At 42.2% G+C, this 22298-nt stretch carries 30 protein-coding genes, 2 pseudogenes, 1 riboswitch and 1 other annotated feature (1 of these 34 only partly in view); of the genes and pseudogenes, 8 read left to right on the top strand and 24 right to left on the bottom strand.

The genetic code is table 11. The annotated features are described in order from the left end of the window. Nucleotides 1-120: 120 nt before the first annotated feature. A riboswitch (cobalamin riboswitch) is annotated at nucleotides 121-300 on the bottom strand. Nucleotides 301-651: 351 nt separating this feature from the next. Continuing rightward, the gene (locus D1970_RS09325) at nucleotides 652-1503 is read right to left on the bottom strand and encodes a DUF3307 domain-containing protein (protein ID WP_181213253.1); all 852 of its coding nucleotides are present in this window, start codon (nucleotides 1501-1503) and stop codon (nucleotides 652-654) included. Between the two features lie 15 nt (nucleotides 1504-1518). Further along, nucleotides 1519-2286: a sigma-70 RNA polymerase sigma factor region 4 domain-containing protein gene (locus D1970_RS09320; protein WP_119112583.1), complete on the bottom strand. Its 768-nt coding sequence runs from the start codon at nucleotides 2284-2286 to the stop codon at nucleotides 1519-1521. Between the two features lie 179 nt (nucleotides 2287-2465). Here D1970_RS09320 and D1970_RS09315 point away from each other — a divergent pair, with 179 nt between their 5' ends. The 3 genes and pseudogenes from D1970_RS09315 to D1970_RS09310 form a co-directional block, all read left to right on the top strand. After that, nucleotides 2466-2768: a lipopolysaccharide assembly protein LapA domain-containing protein gene (locus D1970_RS09315; protein ID WP_119112582.1), complete on the top strand. Its 303-nt coding sequence runs from the start codon at nucleotides 2466-2468 to the stop codon at nucleotides 2766-2768. Between the two features lie 32 nt (nucleotides 2769-2800). Next, the gene (locus tag D1970_RS22335) at nucleotides 2801-2971 is read left to right on the top strand and encodes a hypothetical protein (protein WP_181213252.1); all 171 of its coding nucleotides are present in this window, start codon (nucleotides 2801-2803) and stop codon (nucleotides 2969-2971) included. A 383-nt stretch (nucleotides 2972-3354) separates the two neighbouring features. Then, nucleotides 3355-3621, top strand: a pseudogene (locus tag D1970_RS09310) (NAD(P)H-binding protein); the annotation flags it as partial. Nucleotides 3622-3967: 346 nt separating this feature from the next. Here D1970_RS09310 and D1970_RS22895 read toward each other — a convergent pair. Next, nucleotides 3968-4102: a hypothetical protein gene (locus D1970_RS22895; protein ID WP_259339614.1), complete on the bottom strand. Its 135-nt coding sequence runs from the start codon at nucleotides 4100-4102 to the stop codon at nucleotides 3968-3970. 234 nt (nucleotides 4103-4336) lie between these two features. Continuing rightward, nucleotides 4337-5731 carry a M28 family metallopeptidase gene (locus tag D1970_RS09305; RefSeq protein ID WP_181213251.1) on the bottom strand — a complete coding sequence of 465 codons (1395 nt, stop codon included), beginning with the start codon at nucleotides 5729-5731 and terminating at the stop codon, nucleotides 4337-4339. Between the two features lie 723 nt (nucleotides 5732-6454). Between D1970_RS09305 and D1970_RS09300 the strand changes: the two genes are divergently transcribed. Next, nucleotides 6455-7843 (top strand): alkaline phosphatase, encoded by a 1389-nt coding sequence (locus tag D1970_RS09300; protein ID WP_181213250.1) that lies wholly within the window; start codon nucleotides 6455-6457, stop codon nucleotides 7841-7843. A 73-nt stretch (nucleotides 7844-7916) separates the two neighbouring features. Then, nucleotides 7917-8570, top strand: a complete 654-nt coding sequence (locus tag D1970_RS09295; RefSeq protein WP_119112580.1) for a membrane lipoprotein lipid attachment site-containing protein — start codon at nucleotides 7917-7919, stop codon at nucleotides 8568-8570. Nucleotides 8571-8605: 35 nt separating this feature from the next. Here D1970_RS09295 and D1970_RS09290 read toward each other — a convergent pair whose 3' ends face one another. Further along, nucleotides 8606-8896: a hypothetical protein gene (locus D1970_RS09290; protein WP_119112579.1), complete on the bottom strand. Its 291-nt coding sequence runs from the start codon at nucleotides 8894-8896 to the stop codon at nucleotides 8606-8608. A gap of 146 nt (nucleotides 8897-9042) precedes the next feature. On the opposite strand from D1970_RS09290, the gene D1970_RS09285 reads away from it, so the two are divergent. Beyond that, the gene (locus D1970_RS09285) at nucleotides 9043-9255 is read left to right on the top strand and encodes a hypothetical protein (protein WP_119112578.1); all 213 of its coding nucleotides are present in this window, start codon (nucleotides 9043-9045) and stop codon (nucleotides 9253-9255) included. Nucleotides 9256-9335: 80 nt separating this feature from the next. Further along, nucleotides 9336-9626 carry a spore coat protein gene (locus D1970_RS09280; protein ID WP_119112757.1) on the top strand — a complete coding sequence of 97 codons (291 nt, stop codon included), beginning with the start codon at nucleotides 9336-9338 and terminating at the stop codon, nucleotides 9624-9626. A gap of 54 nt (nucleotides 9627-9680) precedes the next feature. Here the strand turns inward: D1970_RS09280 and D1970_RS22330 are convergent, their stop codons facing one another. From D1970_RS22330 to D1970_RS09265, 4 genes are all read right to left on the bottom strand, one after another. Then, a complete protein-coding gene (locus D1970_RS22330) occupies nucleotides 9681-9839 on the bottom strand; it encodes a hypothetical protein (RefSeq protein ID WP_181213249.1) in 159 nt (52 codons plus the stop codon). 12 nt (nucleotides 9840-9851) lie between these two features. Continuing rightward, a complete protein-coding gene (locus tag D1970_RS09275) occupies nucleotides 9852-10364 on the bottom strand; it encodes a DUF3231 family protein (RefSeq protein ID WP_119112577.1) in 513 nt (170 codons plus the stop codon). Nucleotides 10365-10473: 109 nt separating this feature from the next. Beyond that, nucleotides 10474-10677 (bottom strand): DUF4025 domain-containing protein, encoded by a 204-nt coding sequence (locus D1970_RS09270; RefSeq protein ID WP_119112576.1) that lies wholly within the window; start codon nucleotides 10675-10677, stop codon nucleotides 10474-10476. 28 nt (nucleotides 10678-10705) lie between these two features. Continuing rightward, nucleotides 10706-11044, bottom strand: a complete 339-nt coding sequence (locus tag D1970_RS09265; RefSeq protein ID WP_374978548.1) for a hypothetical protein — start codon at nucleotides 11042-11044, stop codon at nucleotides 10706-10708. 158 nt (nucleotides 11045-11202) lie between these two features. On the opposite strand from D1970_RS09265, the gene D1970_RS09260 reads away from it, so the two are divergent. After that, nucleotides 11203-11466, top strand: a complete 264-nt coding sequence (locus tag D1970_RS09260; protein WP_119112574.1) for a DUF2533 family protein — start codon at nucleotides 11203-11205, stop codon at nucleotides 11464-11466. Nucleotides 11467-11740: 274 nt separating this feature from the next. On the opposite strand, the gene D1970_RS09255 is transcribed toward D1970_RS09260, so the two are convergent. From D1970_RS09255 to proB, 15 genes and pseudogenes are all read right to left on the bottom strand, one after another. After that, a complete protein-coding gene (locus D1970_RS09255) occupies nucleotides 11741-11953 on the bottom strand; it encodes a spore germination protein (RefSeq protein ID WP_259339613.1) in 213 nt (70 codons plus the stop codon). A gap of 155 nt (nucleotides 11954-12108) precedes the next feature. Continuing rightward, nucleotides 12109-13320 (bottom strand): MFS transporter, encoded by a 1212-nt coding sequence (locus D1970_RS09250; protein ID WP_119112573.1) that lies wholly within the window; start codon nucleotides 13318-13320, stop codon nucleotides 12109-12111. A 192-nt stretch (nucleotides 13321-13512) separates the two neighbouring features. Then, nucleotides 13513-13785: a GNAT family N-acetyltransferase gene (locus D1970_RS09245; protein ID WP_119112572.1), complete on the bottom strand. Its 273-nt coding sequence runs from the start codon at nucleotides 13783-13785 to the stop codon at nucleotides 13513-13515. A gap of 206 nt (nucleotides 13786-13991) precedes the next feature. Next, entirely contained in the window at nucleotides 13992-14552 is a 561-nt protein-coding gene (locus D1970_RS09240; RefSeq protein ID WP_219915625.1) for an AAA family ATPase, read from the bottom strand. A 58-nt stretch (nucleotides 14553-14610) separates the two neighbouring features. Beyond that, nucleotides 14611-14742, bottom strand: a pseudogene (locus tag D1970_RS09235) (IS1595 family transposase); the annotation flags it as partial. Nucleotides 14743-14851: 109 nt separating this feature from the next. Then, a complete protein-coding gene (locus tag D1970_RS09230; protein ID WP_119112571.1) occupies nucleotides 14852-15172 on the bottom strand; it encodes a hypothetical protein in 321 nt (106 codons plus the stop codon). A gap of 137 nt (nucleotides 15173-15309) precedes the next feature. Next, a complete protein-coding gene (locus tag D1970_RS09225; protein ID WP_119112570.1) occupies nucleotides 15310-15582 on the bottom strand; it encodes a hypothetical protein in 273 nt (90 codons plus the stop codon). A gap of 60 nt (nucleotides 15583-15642) precedes the next feature. Then, on the bottom strand, nucleotides 15643-15948 hold the full coding sequence (locus D1970_RS09220; RefSeq protein ID WP_119112569.1) for a hypothetical protein: 306 nt from the start codon (nucleotides 15946-15948) through the stop codon (nucleotides 15643-15645). 130 nt (nucleotides 15949-16078) lie between these two features. Next, nucleotides 16079-16348 carry a DUF1292 domain-containing protein gene (locus D1970_RS09215; RefSeq protein WP_119112568.1) on the bottom strand — a complete coding sequence of 90 codons (270 nt, stop codon included), beginning with the start codon at nucleotides 16346-16348 and terminating at the stop codon, nucleotides 16079-16081. 92 nt (nucleotides 16349-16440) lie between these two features. Continuing rightward, the gene (locus tag D1970_RS09210; protein ID WP_119112567.1) at nucleotides 16441-17361 is read right to left on the bottom strand and encodes a glycosyltransferase family 2 protein; all 921 of its coding nucleotides are present in this window, start codon (nucleotides 17359-17361) and stop codon (nucleotides 16441-16443) included. A 190-nt stretch (nucleotides 17362-17551) separates the two neighbouring features. Continuing rightward, on the bottom strand, nucleotides 17552-17680 hold the full coding sequence (gene yjcZ, locus D1970_RS09205) for a sporulation protein YjcZ (protein ID WP_119112566.1): 129 nt from the start codon (nucleotides 17678-17680) through the stop codon (nucleotides 17552-17554). 150 nt (nucleotides 17681-17830) lie between these two features. Further along, nucleotides 17831-18778 carry a CAP domain-containing protein gene (locus D1970_RS09200; protein ID WP_310648616.1) on the bottom strand — a complete coding sequence of 316 codons (948 nt, stop codon included), beginning with the start codon at nucleotides 18776-18778 and terminating at the stop codon, nucleotides 17831-17833. A gap of 105 nt (nucleotides 18779-18883) precedes the next feature. Continuing rightward, nucleotides 18884-19792, bottom strand: a complete 909-nt coding sequence (locus D1970_RS09195; RefSeq protein WP_119112565.1) for a CBASS cGAMP-activated phospholipase — start codon at nucleotides 19790-19792, stop codon at nucleotides 18884-18886. Between the two features lie 42 nt (nucleotides 19793-19834). After that, the gene (locus tag D1970_RS09190; protein WP_119112564.1) at nucleotides 19835-21082 is read right to left on the bottom strand and encodes a glutamate-5-semialdehyde dehydrogenase; all 1248 of its coding nucleotides are present in this window, start codon (nucleotides 21080-21082) and stop codon (nucleotides 19835-19837) included. Nucleotides 21083-21095: 13 nt separating this feature from the next. Further along, nucleotides 21096-22181: a glutamate 5-kinase gene (gene proB / locus D1970_RS09185; protein WP_119112563.1), complete on the bottom strand. Its 1086-nt coding sequence runs from the start codon at nucleotides 22179-22181 to the stop codon at nucleotides 21096-21098. A 52-nt stretch (nucleotides 22182-22233) separates the two neighbouring features. Continuing rightward, nucleotides 22234-22298 (bottom strand) — a binding site (T-box leader); it runs 146 nt beyond the window's last position.

The following is a 22298-nucleotide window of genomic DNA, read 5'->3' as shown; positions in this document are numbered from 1 at the left end:
GTTTTTGTGTACAGAAAAAATTAAAAAACACCTCCATTGCTGTCATGGAGATGTTTGTATATAAGGATAAACAAGATAAATTTGCAATCCTTCCAAACACCTCCTATCCTCGTAGGTTTGCTGGTGCGAAAAGATCGGGCAGGTCTCCTGGCTCAGGGTCATTGCTTTCAAGCGCCTTCCCATACAGTCTTGTACAGTGGCGATTGCTGAAAGCTCCCCATTACAGTGGCGGGACCGCGTTGGATTTTCACCAACTTCCCTTTTAAGTCTTTAAAAATGGCTAGACTGCTAAATGCAGAGGCATTCATTTTCAAAGACAACCCATCTTTCAAATATGAAGTTTTTTCTTTCAATCCTGATTATACACCAAGTTGATCATGATCTATTACTAAAATCGTAAAATTCGACAAAAAACCACAATTTCCTTTCATTGTTCAATTCTTGCGACAGTTTCACCTGGTCCTTGGGATGTATTTTGCTATCTTTAAAAAGCATTACCATTAGCGTTTTTCCAGGTCCGAATCTCCCTTTCTACTAGGTTTCACCTCCTTCCATTTCAAAAATTTACGAGGACAATGATTAATCAGGTCTGATGCCCGGTCTACTTTTTCCTGGGTGATTTTTACGTATAATTACATTCGTTTTCTTAAGTTAGGCAATAGCTTCTCTTAATAGAATGCCCAGTGCAATGCCTAGTAACATGGAGGCCAGCGTGCCGAGGAGAAAGTATTCCGCCCAGTCCCGGTCATCAAGCTGTTTGAAACGGGCGATGGACTTAGCCGCTACGATGAATCCTATGGCCGGATATGCGCTGTAAAATGTGAGAAGAATGACAAGAAGCCGTTCAAGGTAACCAATGAGTTTTCCGCGGGAAAGGTCATGCTTGCTGAAGACCATATAATTATATTCTTCCGTTATTCCGCAGTTCCTAACACTCCTGTCTTGCAGGCTGCCTTCCTTCCTCTTATTCCTGAATGAATACTTCCCCTCAAAAGTCATCAGTTGCCCTGGAAGAGTTCCGAGAAGAATCCTGACGATATGGCCGCTCACACTCGTCGCGAGCAGGACGATAATGACGGTAAAGAGGATGGAATTAACGGTACCAAGGGTCACGCTATTATCCCTTAGAACGTCAAGGGCTTTTCCACCGGCAATGGCCATATTTATGTTAAGGAACATGTGGCACACACCTAAGATAACTGTGAGATGTAAGAGCTGATCAAAAAGGAAGGCCCAAAGCTTTTTCAAATTTTCTTGATTCAGATTGTCGAATAGCTTTATTTTCAAAAGGTCGATGATTAAGTGTGTTCCCCCAATGGCTCCAGCTGTAAAAATCACCTTGCCCCAATGGTGCGGTACGAATATTTGCAGAACAAAAACGGACAGTAAGAAATGGTGGATAATATGCTTCCAAATATATTTCTTTTTCTCCATTAGCATTCTGTCAGTCTGCAGAAGGAAGTCTCCCGCAAGATGTGCAATAACGAGGCTAAGAACTAGCACGATATCCCCCCTTTTTTATGGTTTGAACACTTCCTTCAGAGTTTCCTTGATGCTTCTGTGCAGTGTTTCAGCGATTGAGAACGGACTGTCAGTGATTGTGCAGGATTTTTCCTCTAAGGAATTCAAAATTTTCACCAACCCGGAACAAGAGTCTAAAAGCTCTTCACCCTTCCCTTTTTTTACATGTGAGGAAATGGTTGCAGGGGTTTTCTTGAGCAAATCGGCAACAACCTTTTGTTTTTTAAAAATCAGGTAAAGTGAGAAGACGTTTTTTTGTAACTCAGTCTGGTTTGAGATATATTCCTGCTGCTGGGCGAGCACTGCGTTCAATAGCCATTCAAACTCGGGTCCATATCCATCAAAAAGGCTGGGCTTGTTTCCATCGATTCTAAATTTGAAGTGAGGCCTGCTGGTTTGTTCCTGCTTTAGAAGGTCGTTAGCCTCTCTTGCCTTCTTGGCAAGGGGATGGATCCATTTCTCAGGGTCTATTTCTTCAACTTTTGAACCAATACTTCCGAAAGATAAACCAAAGTAGGGCTCCTGTCCGCCATACTTCCATATGCTCCTTAAATAAAAAGCAAGAATGTAAGCTGTGCTAAAGCCTTCTGCGATTACGATGATTTCATCTCCCGCCCGGTGTTTTGCCTGTATCGGGACAATCCCGGCGGCCGCCGTTACCATCCACTCCACCAGTGAATCCAAATATTCAGCAAGCTCATACCCATTTCCTCCCCTTGAAGAGCTGCTGACATCCATAATAAAAATCGACACTGGAATATTCAATTCTGTTACCTCCCTTCCTATCACTTAGATGTTTTAATCTAATTTTATAAAAATTAGATTAAATAGTCAAAGCAAACCATATTCAGTTCACTTGGTTCAGCCCGTGTTTTTTTTAAGATCGAATGGGTAAAATGAAGTTAATTAATCGAGAAATCCGATTGACAAAGGAGGTTCAAAGTTTGAAATCTCAATGGAGCTTGCTGCTGGCATTGTTGTTTGCCTTGCTTGTTGCCCTTTTTGCTGTTGTTAATGTAGAAGACGTTACAATAGACTACTTCTTCGGCACAGGGCAGTGGCCGTTAATCCTTGTTATCCTACTATCGGTACTTTCAGGTGTTGTCATCATGGGCGCGGTTGGGGCACGGAAAATTTACGCACTTAAACGTGAGAAAAAAAGTCTGCAAAAAGAAGTTGACGAACTAAGGGTACAAGGCCACTTGGCTCATGCGGCGTCAGGGACCGCGGAAGAATCAAAGCTATAACATTTTAGATCACGCAAATAGGGGGCATTGTGATGATCACATTTCTTCCAAACAAGGATGAATCCACTATTGCATTTGAATTTACGGGGAAAGCCACGCCAGAGGATTCGGAGAAATTGAACAGCCAATTTGAACAAAGATATGGTGATATCAGCCCTTCAACATTCTTGTTTTCATGCACGCTGTGGACAGCACGACGTTGAAAGGAATAATAAGCAGTTTAAAGTTTGATACACAGCGATAGTCGCAATTTAGGGAATACGCGGTTTTAAATAAAAAGATAGGCTTGAGACCATAACAGCATTAGGCAGTCTACTTCCTGGAATTACCGCAAAGCACTTTTTAAAAAGCCAGCTGGAAGCAGCCAGGCTTGGATTAAGGAGTAGATCAGATGGAAAAACAGGGCGCTTGGCATGACTGTTTTTTATATTGTCATCTTTTATAAAGAACCATGGTTTGTAATTTTTCAGTACAAAACTGCTTTTTCCGAGATTTCACCAAAAATTAGGGTAAAGAAACTTGGAGACACGATATAAGAAAGGAGAATGAAAGAATGAAAGTATTTGTTGTAGGAGCAAACGGCTAAATTGGGAAACAGCTTGTAAACCTGCTGAAGGACAGCAGCGAGCATACAGTGAGAGCAATGGTTCGAAGCGCCGATCAGGCAGCTGCGTTCGAGGAACAAGGTGTGGAAGCAGCCTTGACTAGCCTTGAAGGCAGCATGGAAGAAATCGCCGATAAAGCACAAGACTGCGATGCAATTGTATTCGCTGCAGGATCTGGCGGAAAGACCGGATATGACAAAACGCTGTTAGTCGATCTTGATGGCGCTGTGAAAACGACTCAAGCAGCAGCAGAAAAGGCACTCATATTGTAGAGTAACCCCCTATTTTTTATTACTGATTTTGAAAATGGGAGTTTTTGAAGTTTTATTATCTCTCGGACCAATATATAGATATTAACCAAAGACTTAAACAACAATATATTGTAGTGTATTTATTTTAAAAAGCTGTCGAGACTTTCTCGACAGCCTGAGTGCCGTTTTTACGGCACTTTTTTCATATTTAAAGAAGTGGTTTTCAGGCATCTGGAGAAAGATTGGCGTCACCTTCCCCCTTAATTTCCACTCCTTCGCTGGATCGCTTGCTTTTGTTTGCTTCTTTTTTACTATTTGCCTTCACTCTCATCATATCATGCCCCTACTCGTTTTTTTCGTAGGCAATAATAATGATATCCCGTTCCGCTTGATCAACAAGCTTCGACTCCAGGGACTGGATTCTGCCAAGTTCTTCTTCAGATAATTGCGCTGGCTTGTACTCCTTCTCACTGGCCACTTTTTTCACTCCCTTTTCCTATATAGATACAAGTATCGCCTTTGTAAGCGCCAAACATACTGTTTACTTATAAATAGCAGCCATCAATCCCCGGGAGTATATAGCCATGCAAATCATCTTAATGATACGAAATCCGACCGCTCCTAAAAAAGAACGGCCGGATGTTGAAATTTCTTATTAAACTGCTGCCTAGCCTTTACTAAAAACACTCATTCTCTAGGTCTACAAAACAAATCAATTCTTATTCAGCGGAGGAACGTCTTTCCTAACGACATCAAATAGTCCAGAGCCAATGATATCTAGCGCGGACTGCATCCTTTCAGGGGACACATTGTCGGCAATTGTGTCCTGCGGTGTATGGTAGACTTTTTCAATATGGTATACAAGCGGATCCCAGCTATCTATTCCCATCCAAATGAACAGGGCAGCAGGAATTCCGGCGTGGTGGAACGGAACATGATCGCTCGACCCAAATGTCCCTGGAAGGATATCTGAATTCCCTAGCCTTGCACCCGCAGCTGCAGTGGAATCCGTCACGATATTTTTGCTTCCGTCAACTGTCATGGAATAAAGGTTTTTTGCCTTATCATAATTAGTTGCCACCATATCCGGCACGAACACAGCCTCAATCCGATCTTTCCCTGCCTGGTCAAGCTGGTCTACGTAATGGAAGGAACCCAGCAATCCGCGCTCTTCCGAACCGAATGACATGAACTTTAAATCTTTGTCGGTGTTATAACCCTTGTACACCCTTGCAAGCTCAAGCATCAGTCCAACACCTGATGCATTATCATTCGCGCCTGGCGCTCCAACCACGCTGTCATGGTGCGCACCAAGAATCACTTCTTTCGTATCCTTCGATCGCGTCTTTGCCCGCTTGGTGGCAATGACGTTCACTGATTTCAAGTTCGAGTAGTGTTTGGCTGTAAGGCCTATTTCACTGTTCCCCTTTTTAATCTCATCCTTCAGCCATTCCCCATGGATATAGGACGCACCGTATACAGGGATATTCACCTTTTCAGCTAGATTTGGATTAAAAGCCTGGCCATAGTTTCCCCGGCTGCCAACAAGGCTCTGAAGGATCACCCCTTTTGCGCCAGCCTGTACTGCAAGCTTCACTTGTGTACGGTATTCTGAAACAGTCGCGGCACGTGGCATCAAAACAATTTTTCCATTGGCATTCACGAAATCTGAAGCCTTGGTTCCGCCGGAAATAAAGATCGTTTCTGCTTTGACGCTGTTATCGCTGATCAAGCCATTCGGTGCAGCCCCCATTTCCCAGACTTTACCGTCCTTCAGTGCCAAATTTGCAATGTACTGGTCAGCAACAGGGAAATATTGATACTCGACTTCGTATCCGTAGCTTTTAAGAGTATCCGCAACATAATCTGCAGCTTTATACTCGTTTTCCAGACCGCCAGGCCTTGTCCCAATTTCTTCCGATAAATATCTTACATGCTCAATCGCTTTTTGGGCGTCTACTCTTGCGACTACTTTTTGGTCCTGTGAATACGAAGAGTTTCCATTACTCACAGCCTCAGTAGCATACCCCGCCGTTCCGAAAGCCAATGATGCTGCCAAAAGTGAAGCAATAACCTTGGAGGATCTCCTTGTCAAATTCCCCACCATCCTTTTAATAGAATTATAGATTGGGACGTGAAAATATATGTACAAGCTTCTAAAGACTTAAACCATTCACGTCACTACTATTGTATTAAGCTCCTTCGAAAATTTAAAGATTAATTATTACCAATATTCCGATAATTTAACAAATTATGCTAGGTCTATTTCCTCAATCCTCATACATTTATCCTAAGCTGGGCATTAAAGGACTTCACCGTTCCTCCGCCATAGCCAATCTAGGATAAGCATCAATCCAGATACAGATCGAAATATCAACCAACTTTTTAAAGATATGGATCAATCCGGGTGTGAAATCGACCAACTTTGTCATTATATCAAGCAAAAACAGCACAATATCAACCAAACAACACCGATACAATAAACTAGCTAAAAGAAATCTAATCCCTGCCTTCCTTCTCTACGGACTTCAGGCCGTTAAAATCGCAGCTTATAAAACTAAAATATTTTTACAGATTAAGAAAAAAAAGAATCTATTTTCCTAACTGGGGCATAATTCATAAAAAAACTTTGAAATAACAGATTATTTGATATATGTTCCCTATTCATTTCCTTCTGCATGCTGTATAAGAACCATGCTTTTCCCGAAGTTTAGTCAATAAGGCCTGGTTTGTTTTTTATAAAAAAGCAGAACAGATTTCCATTAATTTAAACGCTTTCAAAAATGTAATATAATAAGAATTAAGCCAGATATCCGGAGGGACCAAGACTTTGAAAAGAACTTATAAAAAAAAGCTTATTCCGTTTGCAGTTGTTTCCACACTTGCCATTGGCGGACTCACAGGGACATTTTCATCAGCAAACGCTAAAGAAACAAAACATTCTAACCATGCTGACGTAAAAAATGTGATCTTTATGATTGGCGATGGCATGGGACCCTCATATACATCTGCCTACCGCTATTTGAAGGACAATCCAGGCACGAAATTCCGTGAAAACAGTGCGTTTGATCAATATCTTGTCGGCCAGCAGTCTACATACGCCGAAGACCCAGAGGAAAACATAACGGATTCTGCCTCAGCTGCAACAGCGATGTCATCCGGCATTAAAACATATAACGCTGCAATTGCAGTAGACAATGATGAATCAGAGGTCAAAACAGTACTGGAATCAGCCAAGGAGAATGGAAAAGCTACCGGTCTTGTTGCTACTTCAGAGCTGACGCATGCAACCCCCGCCTCTTTCGGCGCTCATGATGTCCACAGGAAAAACATGAATGCCATTGCTGAAGATTATTATGATGAGCGTATCAATGGCCAGCATAAAGTGGATGTGCTTCTTGGCGGCGGGAAAGATTTATTTGTCAGAAATGATCGAAATATTGCTGCGGAATTCAAAAAGGATGGCTATCGCCTTGTTTCATCAAAAAAAGAAATGCTTGCTGATAATAGTGGGAAGGTGCTTGGTTTGTTTGCACCGCGGGGCCTACCGAAAATGATTGACCGTACGGAAAGCGTCCCTTCACTTGAAGAAATGACGAACAGTGCCATCAAGCGCCTCAGCAAAGATAAAGACGGATTCTTCCTAATGGTGGAAGGCAGCCAGATTGATTGGGCAGGTCATGACAATGACATTGTCGCCGCCATGAGCGAAATGGAGGATTATGAAAAAGCCTTTAAGGCGGCTATCGAGTTCGCAAAAAAGGACAAACACACACTTGTTATTGCAACAGCGGACCATTCGACCGGTGGATTCTCCATTGGTGCCGATGGGATCTATAACTGGTTTACAGAGCCGATTAAAGCAGCGAAGAAAACACCTGACTTTATGGCAGAACAAATTACCAAAGGTGCAGGCGTAGAGGAAACATTAAATAAATATATGGGCTTTGACCTGACATCTGAGGAACTCGCTTCTGTTAACAAAGCTGCAGAAACGAAAAGAGTCCTTGAGATTGACAACAGTATTGAAAAGATTTTCAACAAGCGAACCAATACAGGCTGGACAACCGGCGGCCATACAGGTGAAGATGTGAATGTTTACTCTTACGGACCTTCTCGGGAAAAACTTGCAGGCAAAGTCGAAAACACGGACCTTGCCAAGCATGTCTTCAACCTTCTAGAAAAAGGGAACAAAGACGTCATTATTGAAGATAAATAAATACAAAAAGCATAGAATTCCCGCAGCTTGTTCAGCAGCGGGATATTTTTCTTTATAACCAGGAGGAAATACATTGAAAAAGTTGATATTCGTTCTTTTATCTGTTGCCATGCTGTTTGGCTGCAGCCAGAAGCCGGATGAGGAAACTGGAGAAAAACACAAATCAGAATCCGGAAAAGCTGAAGAAAAAGTGCCGGAGAGTTCCCCCCCATCTTATGTTTCGAACCCGCAAGTGACAGATGACCGTTCTCTAAAAGTCAAAGGTCAATCCTTTAGCGATGAAAAAGGAGAGCTAGTGCTTAAGGAATATAAAAAATTGAACGAAAAAATATCTTCTGGACCTATTACGATGAAAATTACCGAGGCAAAGCAGATGACTTACCGCCCAGACTACAGCCTGACGGATTTCTTTCACAGCTATACACATGAGGACAAATTTGATTTTATTAAGTTATCTGTAGAAGTTAACAACAGCTCTAATGAAACACTGTTTTTTGCTCCTGCTGCAAGTGTAAAAACAGACAGCGCTGAAACTAAAAGCTGGGAAGAAGACATATACCTGGAAGAGTTGAATGGACAAATCCGGAAAAATGAAGCAAAGAAAGGCAATCTTGGCTTTATAGTAGAGAAAACCGAAATACAATCCTTCAAGGTCACGACTAGCGAAGTATTAAACGAAAAAAAACAGGCCATCAGCCCGCAGCTGGTCATTTCGATTGATTTTTGAAGAATATCCCTGGTCTAAGATCAGGGATATTCCTATTATAGAGGGTCATTATCATGGTTGGTATATGATTCAATTGCCTGATCCAGACTGTTGAACGCTTCGCCAAATGCCGCTGACGAGGCAATATCCCCTGCTGTTTCATGCTCTCTCTGTGCATTTTTCGCTTGTGTCAGCGAACGGATTGCATCCTCGATCATTGTACCTTTATCTCCGAATTTCTCCCTAGCTTCTTGCAGTTCACTTATAGTCAGGGTCAGATCATGCTTACCCCGCTCGTCAAACGCTTTTTCCAATTCGGTTTTCGCCTGCTGCAGAATATCTTTCATTCCAGTCCCACTCCTTTCAACGGTATGATAACCCTGAGCTTACTGTCATATTCAATGATATTTTACTTTTTCTCAGAATAAAGTCTCCTTATTTACACATTCTATTGACTGTGTGGTTTTTTAGAATATTATCGAGGAGGATTCATATGGACAACACACATTACATGGCACCTCATGAAACGTACGAACTGCATGAACTATTGACGTTTAAGAACCTTTGTTTGACCAAATCAACAATGATGGGCGGCCTTGCCAAAGATTCTGAACTGCAGAGCATCCTGCAAGAGGATGCAAGCATGACAAGGGAACAAATCCAGCGCATTCAGGAATTTATGACAAACAGGGGTGAAACGCAATGAACGATATGAACCAAAACGGCAGCGATCTAAATAGCGAGGGCATGAACCAAAATGACAGCTTTATGCAAAATGACAGCTTCATGAATCAAAATAACGGCAACATGGGTGCCATGACTGATCAGGTAATTGCTACCGATTTTTTGGTGTCTGCCAAAACAGGCGTAAAGAACCTTGCAGTAGCCGTTACTGAGGCATCAACTCCTGAAGTGCGTGAGGCATTAAAGCAATATTTAAATGATGCCGTTGAAACACATGAAAGAATATCCAACTATATGGTCGACAAGGGCTATTACCATCCCGATAACCTGAAGGAACAGTTGAATGTTGACCTTCAGGCTACCCAGACAGCATTGAACCTCCGCCAGTCCTAATCTCCAATAAAAGTGAAAGAAGCTGCCTTCTGGTGACAGGCAGCTTCTCTCTATTTATAGATCTGTTCGTTTTCCTGGTTCGTCTTTCCCGTTTGTATCATTGCCCGTGCTGGCAGTGTAGCCGACACGATAGCGGAAGTTGCGTTTTCCCCGGAGTGCTTTCGGCATTTTATACTGTTCTCCATTGGATTGATACTCACCTTGCTGGGACATGGATAAGCCTCCTTAACAATCGGATTGATCGATATGAAGCGGCGGTGGAACAAGCCAGCCTTTATCTTTCAACAGCCTTAGCGTCCTGGCAGCATATTGTGTCGTCTTCATATGGAATTGGCCGTACATAAGAGCGATATCCTCACGCAGACATTCCGCCATTACGGCACTGCAGCTAACCAACCCTGCACCCAGATCCATCCCAAGCTTCATCCCAATCTCCGGATCGAGAAAGCGTGCACCCGGAGGAATGTTTTCAATGCATGCTTCCGGCCTTTCTGGCGGGCTTGGCGGCAGTCCTACACCATGATCTTTAAGCAATACTTCAATCTGCTTGATTTCCGGTTTTGTTCCATTTTCTAGGACGTCTTTGATTAATTCTTTCAAGTCGCTATCCCCTGTATGGTTAAGAAGTGTTTCGTAACCGGCAACAAATGCTTTGGCAGCGGACAAATGCATCCACGTTAGGTAAACTTCACCATAGTGCATCGGCTCATTTTTTGGATTTCCGCTAAGAATACCCATTGAATATTCCTCCCCATCATTTCGTTTGCCGCATATTACTTGCAGCGTTATTTATTATCCCTTCTGAGTCATTCTTTATGTGAGGTAAAACGGACCACTGTCCCTACTCTTAACCTTTCTTGGGTATAGAAGTATCTTTACCGTTTACAAGATCAATGTCAGACTTTATTTCCCCTTCTGAATAGCAGTCCCTTACCTGCTCGTGGGTCATCGCGAGCCCCGATGAGAGGGTGTCATTCTTGTCGTGGTCATCAGCTTTATACAGTCTTCCTGCAATTTTCAAGCTTTCCTTAGCATCTGTCTTTTTGCCCATGGAAGAACCCCCCTTTTCCAAAAGTTTTTTACTGCGATTGTGATTTATATTCAGCCTGATACGAGTTCCTTCCAGCATGAACTGAAAGGAGTGTGTCGGCATAACCCACAAGCTTGTTGACTGTTTCATCTGCTAGCGCATAAATGAGCGGATGAAGCGATGGTTCGTACATGGCAGGATCATCAAAAATAAGAGTAGTGTTGATAAAAACATCTCTGTTTCCGTAAAGATTGTAATGGATGATCGCTTTGCCTGCGGCACCTCCCGTAAGCGGATCTTTGAAGCCAGGGAGGAAGATATACCATTCTTCTGCGGTGGCTGAACGAAAATTTTTCGTAAAAGACATGCCTGAGATTTCCTGTTCCATTCTCTTCTTCACTTCTGAGTCAAGGATCACAAGATTTTCCTGCATTTGAACACCTCCCGCTCGCTTATTTTCCCCCTTCGAACCTTCTTTATAACCCATTTGAGTATGTGTGTATGGTATGATATTTTTATGTGAACAATATTGGGGAGAGTGGTCAAATGGATGTACATAAAGCACTTGCACAGCACGCAAATCAGCAAAACCTGGAATACAAGCGCTTCCTTGAGCTTGATGATAAACGTGAAAGCTATATACAAGAAGCAGTCGAACTCTGCAAGCAGGACCTTCCGTTCAATACTGATAAAATCAATGTCGTTACGCGTGAAATCAATAAAATCAGTCTCCGTTTCATTCCCGAAAAAAAGTATGTCACCAACGAAATGGTTAAGGAATATACTGAAAAACTTTTGGCAAACCAATAAAACAGAACCCGCCTCCAGGCATGGGGCGGGTTCAAACAGCTTTTCCTCTTTATTAAGCGTTGCTTTAAAAACAGTTTTTCACCTTTTGATTCCAAATTCCAACCCGTTTTAAATATGTCTTACTCTTTTCATTTTTTTGACCAGTGCGTTTACGCCCATCACTAAGAACACACCAAAAGCAATCATTACACCAAGCATTATAAGTGCTCCAATAACGACCATGAATCTCAACAAAATGGCTAAATAAAGAGACTAACACATGATAATGTATTGCTCACTCATGATCATCCGATTGAAATTTATTCTGTTCCCGATTAACATTCATCATCTTAGACGTGACAGGAGAAGAGTCACCAAAGGATACAGAAGCACCTACTACTTTTACATTGGATGTATGACTATTTTGGGTTGTCGTTCCAAAATCTATATTTGCATTTTGATTCATTCCATTGACGGTGAATTTTTGTACATGATAATAAAAGGACAATTCAACACTTCCCTTTTCTTCAATCTATACCTATAATATGCGCGCTTTTTGAAAAGGGATAGTTAGCTGTCATGGGAAGGAATTTAATCATTTATACTGACTTATCTTAAACATGAAAAAACACACGCAGATCCTTTTGGAACCACGTGTGTTTTTTATAGCACGGCCTCTTGTTCGTTTTTGCGGATATGGTGAAACTTCCGTCCGGCAAGCAAATAATAAATGAGCGTGCCTCCAAGCAAAATGTAGGCCGAACCAAACAAGTACAGCTGCCTGAAGCTAAACAAGGATGCTGCAAGACCCACAATGTATGAGCCTAATCCGATCCCAATATCAAAAATGGAGAGGAAAGTGGCAGTAGCCATCGCTTTACGTTTCGGAGGTGCGGATTGGATTGCAATAGTCTGGTAGGTCGGAAATAATGTTCCCCAGCCAAGACCAGCACAAGCTGCAGCAGCTAGGAATAGAAATGCTGAATCGGTGATACCAAGGAGCAGCATCCCAATCGCAAACAGGACAATAGCAGGGTAAACGATTACGTTCTGTCCATATAGATCGTAGCATTTCCCGGTGAATGGCCTGGATAGCAAAAGTACGACAGCGTAAACCACAAAGAAGTAACTTGATATGCCACCGAGTCCAAGCTCGCCTGCATAAACCGAGACAAAGGAAAGGATTGCGGAATAAGCAAGGGCAAACAAACTTCCGGTAACCGCAATCGGCACTGCTGATGCTTCGAATAAATTTTTGAGATTGAATGGATTTTGTACCCGTTCTTTCTGTTCTTGAATCTGTTTCTTTTTCACACGAATGGAATTTCCAGCAAGTACACATGCAACCGCAGACCCTGCCGCAAAGTCAAGCATGGCATTGACGCCCCACTCCTGCATGGCCGTCAAACCTACATATGGCCCAATGACCATGGCGAGTGTGGATGACAGGATGAAATATCCCATCCCTTCTCCTCTGCGTGAATCAGGAATAATGTCGGCAACAATTGCCCCTGTGCATGTAGTCGCAATGCCAAAACCGATTCCGTGGAGAAAGCGAACCGCCATTAAGGCAGTAATGCTGCTGACGAAAAAATAGAGAATGGTCGCTGTTAAAAAAACGAACAGCGAAAAAAGCAGAACTTTTCTGCCCCCATGTTTTTCAATCCACCTTCCAGCAAAGGGACGGATTAGGATTGCAGAAAGCAGAAAAACTGTTGTCATCAATCCTGCTTCTGATTTCTCGCCGCCAAGATTCTCAACGACATATATTGGAAGCGTAACAAGTAGAAAATAAAAGGTCATAAACAAAAAGAAATTTGTAGCTGAAACACTAATAAAATTCCTGGTCCATAATTCAGGCTGATCCTTCTTCATGCAGTTCATCTCCTCGATCATTGACAGCATATGGAACGATGCCGTCCTGTTGTTCTCTCAGCCGTCCCTTATTGAATGGACCCTGCGGAAGCCAATAGAGAAGAGTTTAGCATAAAACCTTCACTTTGGTAAAGGATTTGATTTGCGAGTTACACAAAAAAGCTTCCGGGTTTCCCTCCAGAAGCAATGATTTTATGAGGATAATACGTCATGATAATGATTGTTCTTGTTCATGATATGGCTTGCATAAGAACACACTGGCTTGATGGTTTTCCCGTTTTCACGCGCATATTCCGCTACCCGATCCACCAGTTTTCCACCAATTCCCTGTCCCCTTAACTCTTCTTCAACAATTGTATGGGTAATCGTCAGCTCTTTCTCGTGCTCCTCGAACTGAATAAAAGCTGCCTTTTTTCCTTCACTGCTGATAAAAAATTCATTGTTTCCTTTTTGGATTTTGTCCATGGTTTTCCTCCTATTCATACCGCCTATAACACTTTTCCCCTAATGAACCAAGATTAATCTCGGACACGATGTTTTGGTTCTTTAAAAACGCTTTTCCTAAAAAGTGCAGATTCTTTTTAAAAAGGCTCTGTTAAATGATAATGTTGATAAATTGTTAAACATAAGGACCCTTTATTACGGGTCCTTTAGCTATTTTAATAACTCGATTATATAAAGTGAATTTCTTTCAAAAAGTTTAATGTCCATTCTTCTAACTGTTGAGGTGATTGGTGATTTACATCAACAACTCTAGTGTTAAATTGTTTAAACCAATCCTTTTCAAACTTGAATAGTTTCAAATTTTCATTAAAAGAATTTCTCCTTCTTTTTATATCATCTTGTTTCCTTTGGCGAAGTGTATTTTCACTAGCGTCTAAGTACAAGATAAAATCAGAACGACACCTACGTAATTCTTGAAGTTCATCTTTAAGCTCTTGTTCAATCCTCCAGCTAAACCCATTCGCAACAGGAAAATGCAAGGTGTAAAATTCAATATCTTCTGGACCTCTATCGAAAATCACCTTTCCATCAGGCAAATCTTTAAACCGTTGAACTTCTGCCTCAATGAACAATCGTTGGTTTTCTATAAATCCATCTTTTGTATAGATATCTAGTTTTTTGTTTATTCTTTTCGCAATTATTGGATGGGGGTTTTCATATATAAAATGCACATCTTTTTTTTGGAGACATTCAAGGCTTTTTGTGAGTGTTGTTTTTCCCCCAGCCATACCGCCTTGAATTGATAGAATTTTATTCACTTTACTACCAACTTTCAAAATATATACTTTTTCTTTCTCCTAATAAGTAGGGTTCACCCGCGGAATAAGATGCAAATGATGTTGTAAAAAACTCTTTCAATCTATGTTGGTCGGCTGTGCTAAGTTTTTTAATCTCTTGAATAATTTCCATTAATGCCATGTGAATTTACTCACTCTCGTCCTTTTATTAAATCGCAGAACAAAGGAGAGCCTAAAAAATAAACCCAAAAAAACCAGCCGTACTCTCTTTAAGAGCGGCTGGTTTTTCCTTAGTTTTTCCGTTCTACCTTTACAATGCCCCGTCCTGCATTATTTTTTTCAAAGTAGCAGATGACCGGATCATCCTTCTTAACTGCATCGCCAGATTCAATAACACCACCATTGAACGAGATACCTGTCCCATCTTTTGCCTTCCCAAAATAGGTTTCCCCCTCTATTTCGGTAATGGTATATTCTTTTGTTATATATTGAGTAGAATCACTCTTATCACGCTCTGCTGGAAGACCGCCTGTAGGTTTTGAGCCACTGAACTGGACCAATAATAGCAATACTGCCAGCAGGGAAATAAGAATGATTAGTCTTTTTAACATTGCAATCCCTCCAACTTAGTATTGTAGGCAAAAAGAACAGAAAGTAAATCCTTCCATTCTCCCCGGTCACAAGACCTATAATGGAGGAAAAAAGATAAATACAATGATTTCCAGCCATTTGCCAATAAAAGAAGGAGCTATTCTGGCTGTTTATCAAATCCAATAACCTTCTCCAGTTTCTCGACAAGTACCATGCATTTATGGTCACCAATCTGGTAAATGTACATTTTATGCCCTTTTTCCTGAAGGAGCTTTTTAAAGTGGATTTCTCCATATAAGCGTTGCTCCCGGGCTAACTCTTCAATTTTTTCATGTATGTGGCTCCTGCTCGGTTCGTGAACCGAGGCAACCTGAATAGGGGGTGAAGCAAGACCTGTAATTTTAAAAGTAACAAGAATAACAGTCTCCAAATCATTCAGCTCCTTATAGAAGCTATTCGACGTATTACTCCTTATTCCTTCTTGTTTCTGCTATTCTTGCACTTCAATTTTTACCAATCCGTCTATTCGGTCTTTATTGGAAAAAAAGGCAACAACCGTGTCGTTCACCTTTGGTTTTTCTCCGGAAACCATTTTATCTTTTTTAAAATAAATCCCTGTGCCGTTTTTCGCTTTCCCGTGAAAACCTTCCCCATCGGTTTTAGTAATGATATATTCCTCTTTAATATAATTCTTTTTTTCCCTGCTGTTTTCCCGGTGGGCTTCCCCTAATGAGAAAAAGAGCCATGATAAAGTACCGAGCATCATCAGGAGCAAAATTAAAATCAGTATTCTCATGTTCCATATGCCTCCATTTAAACAAAGTCATAGCAGTATATGCGCTGAGCTTGATTAAATGACGGCAGTTTCTATAAAAAAGGCAGCCCCTTTCACAAAGGGGCCGGCAAATGGAAATCTTGCTTTTTATTTACTCTTCGGCAGCCATCATTTCCTCGAAAGCTGCGGAAACTTTATTGAATTCCTCTTCTGATTCGATGGCGGCAAAATCATTTTCTTCATCTACCTTCAAGAAAAAAACATCGATATCCTCTTCTGTTGCTTGCTGAAGATCCTCGACAAAGCTCACAGCTGCGTAGTCGACCTCATCCAAAGTCAAGACTGCAAGAACTTCCACCTCTTGGTCCTGATCCTGTTCATCGGTTATGGTAAAAACTTCTCCTGCTTCTAGTTTGTCCATTATTTTCCCTCCACCTACTCTTTAGAAATCTTTCCCTTGTTATTTTCCCTGATTATTATCATTTCATGCCATTTAAGGCAGCAAGGGTTAGTTTATTTCAACATCAGCTTCTGTTTCATTTTTCTCAGCCGTATCGTCACGACCATCTTTAATAAATAGGGTTCCATAATCATGTTATTAATGGCTTTACCCAGTTTTCTGTCTTTAATCCACTGGTCCGTTTCATAATAAGCAGCAATCTTCATAAACTCCCAATGCCTTACCTGAAGGGCTTCCTTTACTTCATCGTCAAGATTTCGACCTGATTTATTCAGGAAGTTATCTGCCGATTGAGCACATTGGAGAGACAAAGCATGCATCTGGGTAACTAAAGACCCTTCCCTTGTTAAGTAATAATAATAGCCATCTGGGACTAGCCATACATTACTAGAACGTAACGTAATCTCTAAATAGAAAATAAAATCTTCCCCATATTTGATCGACTCATCATATTTTATGGAGTGGTCAACCAAGATACCTTTTCTTATAATCGCTTTTAATATCCCTAAATCCCATTTTATGAAGTTTTCTGGTGAAACACTAGTCGGGTTATTGACTGTTAAATTTTTGAACTCATAGTATGTTTGCCACGATGTATTCTCATTCTCACGTATGTATAGCAAATTGTCAAAAACCATGTCTGCATTTTTCACCTTCATAAAACCAATTAACTCTTCAAGACGATTAGGAGCCCACCAATCATCACTATCCAAAATAGCAATATATTCACCTTGGGCCAATTGGATGGCTCTGTTTCGTGAAAATGATGGCCCGCTGTTTTTCTCATTTTCGTAGATTTTTATTCTAGGATCATGATAGTCTTCAACAAGTTCAACTGTGTTGTCTGTCGAACAGTCATCGACCACAATGACTTCAAAATCCTTGAATGATTGATTTAAAACAGAATCCAGACATTTTTTTATATATTTTCCCGTGTTATATGCAGGTATGATGATTGATACTGCTGCACCCATTTTACTCCTCCTCCGCAAGAAATGTAAAACTATTTCCTATATTACAAAATTAAGGATTGACTTCATATAGAATACATTAATTACATTTAAATGGAAAGGACAAGCGGTATTATTGATGGAAAGTTATTCTTTCCTTTACAAAAAGCCCGCACTTTTGCAGGCCTTTGTAAAATATCTTCTTTAACGTATGTCAGCAAAAACAACTGCAGCCAATGATAATCAAAAGGATGAACAGCACAATAATCAGAGCGAATCCGCCGCCACAGCTGCCACCATAACCATATCCTCCATAACCGTATCCACAACCATAGTAACCCATTTCAGTGCACCACCTTTCGATTTTAGTTAATTTACAATATGTTGACCCCGGAAAAATGCATGGGCATTCGTGGAAAAATCTTAAGAAAAATTGATGAATGAGTCCAAAAAAAGGGCCCCTCAATGAATCGAGGGCCCGATCTTCAATCAATTACTTCCCAATGAACATTTGTGTCCAGTAGTTTCCTGCTGCTTCGTATCCCACGCCGATATGGGTAAAATCACGGCTCAAAATGTTTTTACGATGCCCTTCACTGTTCATCCAGGCGTTGACAACTTCCTGCGGTGTCTGCTGACCCTGTGCAATGTTTTCTCCAGCAGAGCGATAAGATACTCCAAAGTCCCTCATCATGTCGAATGGAGACCCGTATGTCGGGCTTGTATGTGAGAAATATCCTTTTTGCTGCATGTCAGCTGATTTTTTCTGTGCGACGCTGCTAAGCTTTGCATCGCCCTTCAATGCAGGAAGACCGTTTTTCGTCCGTTGTTCATTCGTCAAATCAATAACCTGCTGAACATATTTACTGGCACTCGTATTTGCTTTATTGTCGGTGCCAGTTTGCGGCTGTGTCGGCGCAGGTGCCGGTGCAGGTGCCGGTGCAGGTTGGTTTCCAATCCCAGGTTCTGTTGCTTTGGGCCCTTGCTGGTTGCCAATTCCAGTATCCTGCTGCAGTGATCCAGGCTGAACTGGAGGAGGCGCCTGCTGGGCCGCACCCGTATCTTCTCCCGGCTGGCAAGGAACGAATTGATATTTCGCTTCTTCAATCAGTACCGCTTTTGTTTGAGGATAACGGCCGCTGTCCATGGATGTCTGGTAGCTTGAAACCCGGTTGTCAACATCAAGGTCGTAATCATTATCTTCTTTCCGGTCATCAAACTTATTCATGTCCCGATCGTTATCCTTGCTGTTATCGTTATAATCCCTTGTCAGCGGACCATTGTGGTCAATGCCTTCATCTTTACCATCTCCAAGATTATCGTTCCCAAGGATATTTAACCTGTTGTCACGGTCATCTGCTGCATTATCGGCAGTCCCGCATGCTGCAGTCCCCAAAAGTAAGGAAGCTGATAAAAGCATGCCGGCGGTTTTCTTGATCATATTGCATTCCTCCTAAAAAAGTCATCGTACGGATATTATTTTTTCACAACCTGCTTAAAATATAGTTGGAAATTAAAACAACCGATAAAATGACCTTTTAAAGGACTAAAAAAGAAAAGCAGACACCGATTCCTTATTCTCAAAAAATGCGTTTTGTCCAAGCACACCCATTTTTTCCATAAATACCGGTTCATCGAAGGGAATCTCTTCACCTAAATCCTGATTCACCCTGAGATAACGGTCACCCAACATGAGGCGGCAGTGGTGGGAAACTGCTTCTGATGTAAGGTCAAGGGCAAGGTCAAGCAGCTTGGGAACTGGCTTCATTGTTGCCAGCGGGACGGGTACCCATTGCCAAATTCCCCAGCTGCTTGCCGGTCCCTCGGAAAAATCAATTTTCTGGCGGCCGGTTCCTAGTGACAGGATACTGATATTGTCAAGAGTATGGCCAAATTCATGCATCGCTTCCGTCAGTCCTACGAGCGAAGGGTTATTGGCCCACAGACCGCCATCTATCGTCATGTATTGTCCGTTCACATTGTTTGGTGGGAAATAAACAGGTGCTGAGCAAGAAGATAGGACTGCATCCCATAATTCAATATCAAGCGCCCCGCTCTTCCTGGAGCCGAAATTTGAACGGTTCACAAATGGCTTTCCATGAGTGATGTCAACTGCAGGCAGAAGGAGCGGCTTGTTCACATCGCGGAGCGTTGCTGTGCCAAATGCCTTTTTCAGCAGGCGTCGCAAATAGCGATCGCTGTAAACACTTTTAAGTATTCCGAGATGAGCTTGGGGAGAAAAGATTTTCTTCCCATAAATCATATATCTCTCCAATAGTTCTCCCATTGGTATCCCCACCGCCAATGCTGCAGCAATGATAGCACCCGTACTGGTTCCTGTAATGATGTCGAACATTTCGCCGGCTGGTTTTTCATATTCTTTTTCGAGTTCAGTCAAAAATGCGATTGGCAAGATGCCCCTCACCCCGCCGCCATCAACGGACAATATTTTCAATGTCTCACCCTCAATGCACGTCCGTCATCCGGGCGCATGAATTTAGTTTCTTATCTGCCCGCTTCCATACATAAAAAATTTGCTTGAGGTCAGAGCCTTTAACCCCATCGGGCCTCTCGCGTGAAGCTTTTGTGTACTGATTCCGATTTCAGCGCCATACCCAAACTCAAAGCCATCCGTGAATCGAGTCGAGCTGTTGTGGTATACTGCAGCAGCATCAACCTGATCCATAAAATACTGTGCCCGGGTTTCATCTTCAGTGATGATTGCCTCTGAATGCTTCGTACCATACTTATTAATGTGGTCGACAGCTTCCTCGATAGTCTTCGTGATTTTTAGGCTCACTCGCAGCGAAAGGTACTCAGTGTGCCAATCTTCTTCAGTAGCATGTTCAACAGATTGGCAGGCTTTGCACACAGCTTTGTCCCCGATAAGGTCTACACCATTTTTCCGGAGGGCTTCAAGCAGGGTACTGCCATTTTCTGAGAACCAGCAATCAGAAATAAGTACGGTTTCAACAGCGTTACATACTGATGGTCTCTGGACTTTTGCGTTCAGGACAATATTTTCCGCCATTTCAGGGTCTGCGCTGTCATCAATGTAAATATGGCAGTTTCCTGCTCCCGTTTCCAATACAGGAACAGTCGATTCCTTCAGTACCGTTTGTATTAATTTTTTCCCACCCCTAGGAATAAGCACATCTAAATATTCATTCAGATAAAAAAGTTCTTTGGCTGTTTCCCTGTCAGAGTCTTCAATCAATTGCACCGCGTTCTCTGGAATACCGCTTTTTATAAGTGCTCTCCTGATGGCTGACACTAGTTTAATGTTAGAATAGATGGAAGAAGAGCTTCCCCTTAATATAACCGCATTGCCTGTTTTTAATGAGAGGGCAGCGGCATCAACAGTCACATTGGGCCTCGCTTCGTAGATCATTCCAATGACACCAAGAGGAACACGCTTTTGGCAGATCACAAGTCCGTTCTCTTTTTTGATCGTTTCCAGGACTTCACCGATTGGGTCACCAAGCTGAATCAATTGCCGTACAGCTTCTGCGATTTCTCTAATCCTGTCGTCACTGAGACGAATCCGGTCCAAAACGCTCTCCGTTAATCCCATTTGCCTTCCTGCTTCTAAATCCCTTGCATTTTCAGCAAGAATATCATCCATATCCAAGAGCAACTCATTTGCAATACATTCAAGCGCGTGATTTTTTACTTCCGTTGGCAATGAGGCTGTGTATTTGCTCGATTCTTTTGCTAGTTTTGCTTTTTCAAGTGCTTCGCCCATAGTAAATTCCTCCCTATATCCTAACCCATTTATCACGGTGAATGACCTCACGTACATTCCTTGCAGCCGAACTTCTTTTTCCGATAACTTTGCCAAGGTCCTCCGCAGAATAGGAAACCAGCCCTTTTCCAAGAAGCTTTCCACTGCCATGGACTTCAACAACATCCCCTTTTTGAAATTGGCCAAGGAATGTTGAAATCCCGGCTGGCAGCAGACTTTTCCCTTTAAAAATAATCGCTTCCTCTGCGCCCTTATCAACAAACAATTTCCCTTGGGGCTCTGAATGGTGGGTGATCCATTGTCTCGTTGAATTGACTGCCCTCCGTGCATGATTCCCGATATACGTACCATTGCCTCTGCCCTCAAGGATTTCGGACAATTTACCCTCACCTTTCCCGAGCCCAATGAAAACTGACACACCCAGCGACAGCGCCGTCCTGGCGGCAATCAGCTTAGATCGCATTCCGCCAGTTCCCGATTTTGACCCTGCATCTCCCGCGGCCGAAAGACATTCATCTGTCACTGCCTCAAGCATCGTGATTTTCCTTGCATTCTGATTGGTTCTTGGGTTTCCATCATACAGACCATCAATATCGGTCAGAATGATCAATCTGTCAGCGTGGAGCATCCCAGCCACAAGTGCGGAAAGCATATCGTTATCCCCGAATGTAAGCTCTTTAACGGAAACAGTGTCATTTTCATTAATAATCGGCAGTATTCTTCTTTCGAGAAGCTCGGAAATAGTGGCATAAGCATTCTTGTAACCTTCATGCCTTGAAAAATCACTGCGGGTCAGCAATATTTGCGCAGGGGTGATCTGGAACTTTAAGAATTCTGCTGTATATGCCTGGATTAGCAGGCTTTGACCGACAGCAGCAGCAGCCTGTCTGCCTTTCAAGGTTTCCGGCCTGGAAGGATAACCAAGCCCGGCGAAGCCTGCTGCTACGGCACCTGATGATACAAGGATGACATCATGACCCATTCTGTGGAGAACTGCTGCTGCTCTCGCATGATCCGAAAGCTTATCATGGTCAATACTCCCTTTCTCATTGGTGAGCGAGCTGCTCCCGATTTTTATAACAATCCGCTGTTTACCCATTGGTATCCCTCCAATTTTTCGAATAAAAAACAAAAAAGCCCTTCCGTCCCAATAATAGGACGAAAGAGCTATCTTCCGCGGTACCACCTAGTTTGGATGCTACTGCATCCCGCTTTA

Origin of the sequence: Mesobacillus zeae (assembly GCF_003570705.1) — a bacterium.
GTDB lineage: Bacteria > Bacillota > Bacilli > Bacillales > Cytobacillaceae > Mesobacillus_C > Mesobacillus_C zeae.
The sequence above is the reverse complement of the archived record's forward strand: the minus strand, read 5'-3'. Positions and strand labels throughout refer to the sequence as shown.

Excerpts from the sequence above, each read along its gene's own strand:
- D1970_RS22335 (WP_181213252.1), top strand. The coding sequence starts at position 2,801 with ATGATCACATTTCTTCCAAACAAGGATGAATCCACTATTGCATTTGAA.
- D1970_RS09305 (WP_181213251.1), bottom strand. The coding sequence starts at position 5,731 with ATGGTGGGGAATTTGACAAGGAGATCCTCCAAGGTTATTGCTTCACTT.
- D1970_RS09290 (WP_119112579.1), bottom strand. The coding sequence starts at position 8,896 with ATGAAAGATATTCTGCAGCAGGCGAAAACCGAATTGGAAAAAGCGTTT.
- D1970_RS09285 (WP_119112578.1), top strand. The coding sequence starts at position 9,043 with ATGGACAACACACATTACATGGCACCTCATGAAACGTACGAACTGCAT.
- D1970_RS09280 (WP_119112757.1), top strand. The coding sequence starts at position 9,336 with ATGAATCAAAATAACGGCAACATGGGTGCCATGACTGATCAGGTAATT.
- D1970_RS22330 (WP_181213249.1), bottom strand. The coding sequence starts at position 9,839 with ATGTCCCAGCAAGGTGAGTATCAATCCAATGGAGAACAGTATAAAATG.
- D1970_RS09275 (WP_119112577.1), bottom strand. The coding sequence starts at position 10,364 with ATGGGTATTCTTAGCGGAAATCCAAAAAATGAGCCGATGCACTATGGT.
- D1970_RS09270 (WP_119112576.1), bottom strand. The coding sequence starts at position 10,677 with ATGGGCAAAAAGACAGATGCTAAGGAAAGCTTGAAAATTGCAGGAAGA.
- D1970_RS09265 (WP_374978548.1), bottom strand. The coding sequence starts at position 11,044 with ATGGAACAGGAAATCTCAGGCATGTCTTTTACGAAAAATTTTCGTTCA.
- D1970_RS09260 (WP_119112574.1), top strand. The coding sequence starts at position 11,203 with ATGGATGTACATAAAGCACTTGCACAGCACGCAAATCAGCAAAACCTG.
- D1970_RS09250 (WP_119112573.1), bottom strand. The coding sequence starts at position 13,320 with ATGAAGAAGGATCAGCCTGAATTATGGACCAGGAATTTTATTAGTGTT.
- D1970_RS09245 (WP_119112572.1), bottom strand. The coding sequence starts at position 13,785 with ATGGACAAAATCCAAAAAGGAAACAATGAATTTTTTATCAGCAGTGAA.
- D1970_RS09240 (WP_219915625.1), bottom strand. The coding sequence starts at position 14,552 with ATGGCTGGGGGAAAAACAACACTCACAAAAAGCCTTGAATGTCTCCAA.
- D1970_RS09230 (WP_119112571.1), bottom strand. The coding sequence starts at position 15,172 with ATGTTAAAAAGACTAATCATTCTTATTTCCCTGCTGGCAGTATTGCTA.
- D1970_RS09220 (WP_119112569.1), bottom strand. The coding sequence starts at position 15,948 with ATGAGAATACTGATTTTAATTTTGCTCCTGATGATGCTCGGTACTTTA.
- D1970_RS09215 (WP_119112568.1), bottom strand. The coding sequence starts at position 16,348 with ATGGACAAACTAGAAGCAGGAGAAGTTTTTACCATAACCGATGAACAG.
- D1970_RS09210 (WP_119112567.1), bottom strand. The coding sequence starts at position 17,361 with ATGGGTGCAGCAGTATCAATCATCATACCTGCATATAACACGGGAAAA.
- yjcZ (WP_119112566.1), bottom strand. The coding sequence starts at position 17,680 with ATGGGTTACTATGGTTGTGGATACGGTTATGGAGGATATGGTTATGGT.
- D1970_RS09200 (WP_310648616.1), bottom strand. The coding sequence starts at position 18,778 with ATGATCAAGAAAACCGCCGGCATGCTTTTATCAGCTTCCTTACTTTTG.
- D1970_RS09190 (WP_119112564.1), bottom strand. The coding sequence starts at position 21,082 with ATGGGCGAAGCACTTGAAAAAGCAAAACTAGCAAAAGAATCGAGCAAA.
- proB (WP_119112563.1), bottom strand. The coding sequence starts at position 22,181 with ATGGGTAAACAGCGGATTGTTATAAAAATCGGGAGCAGCTCGCTCACC.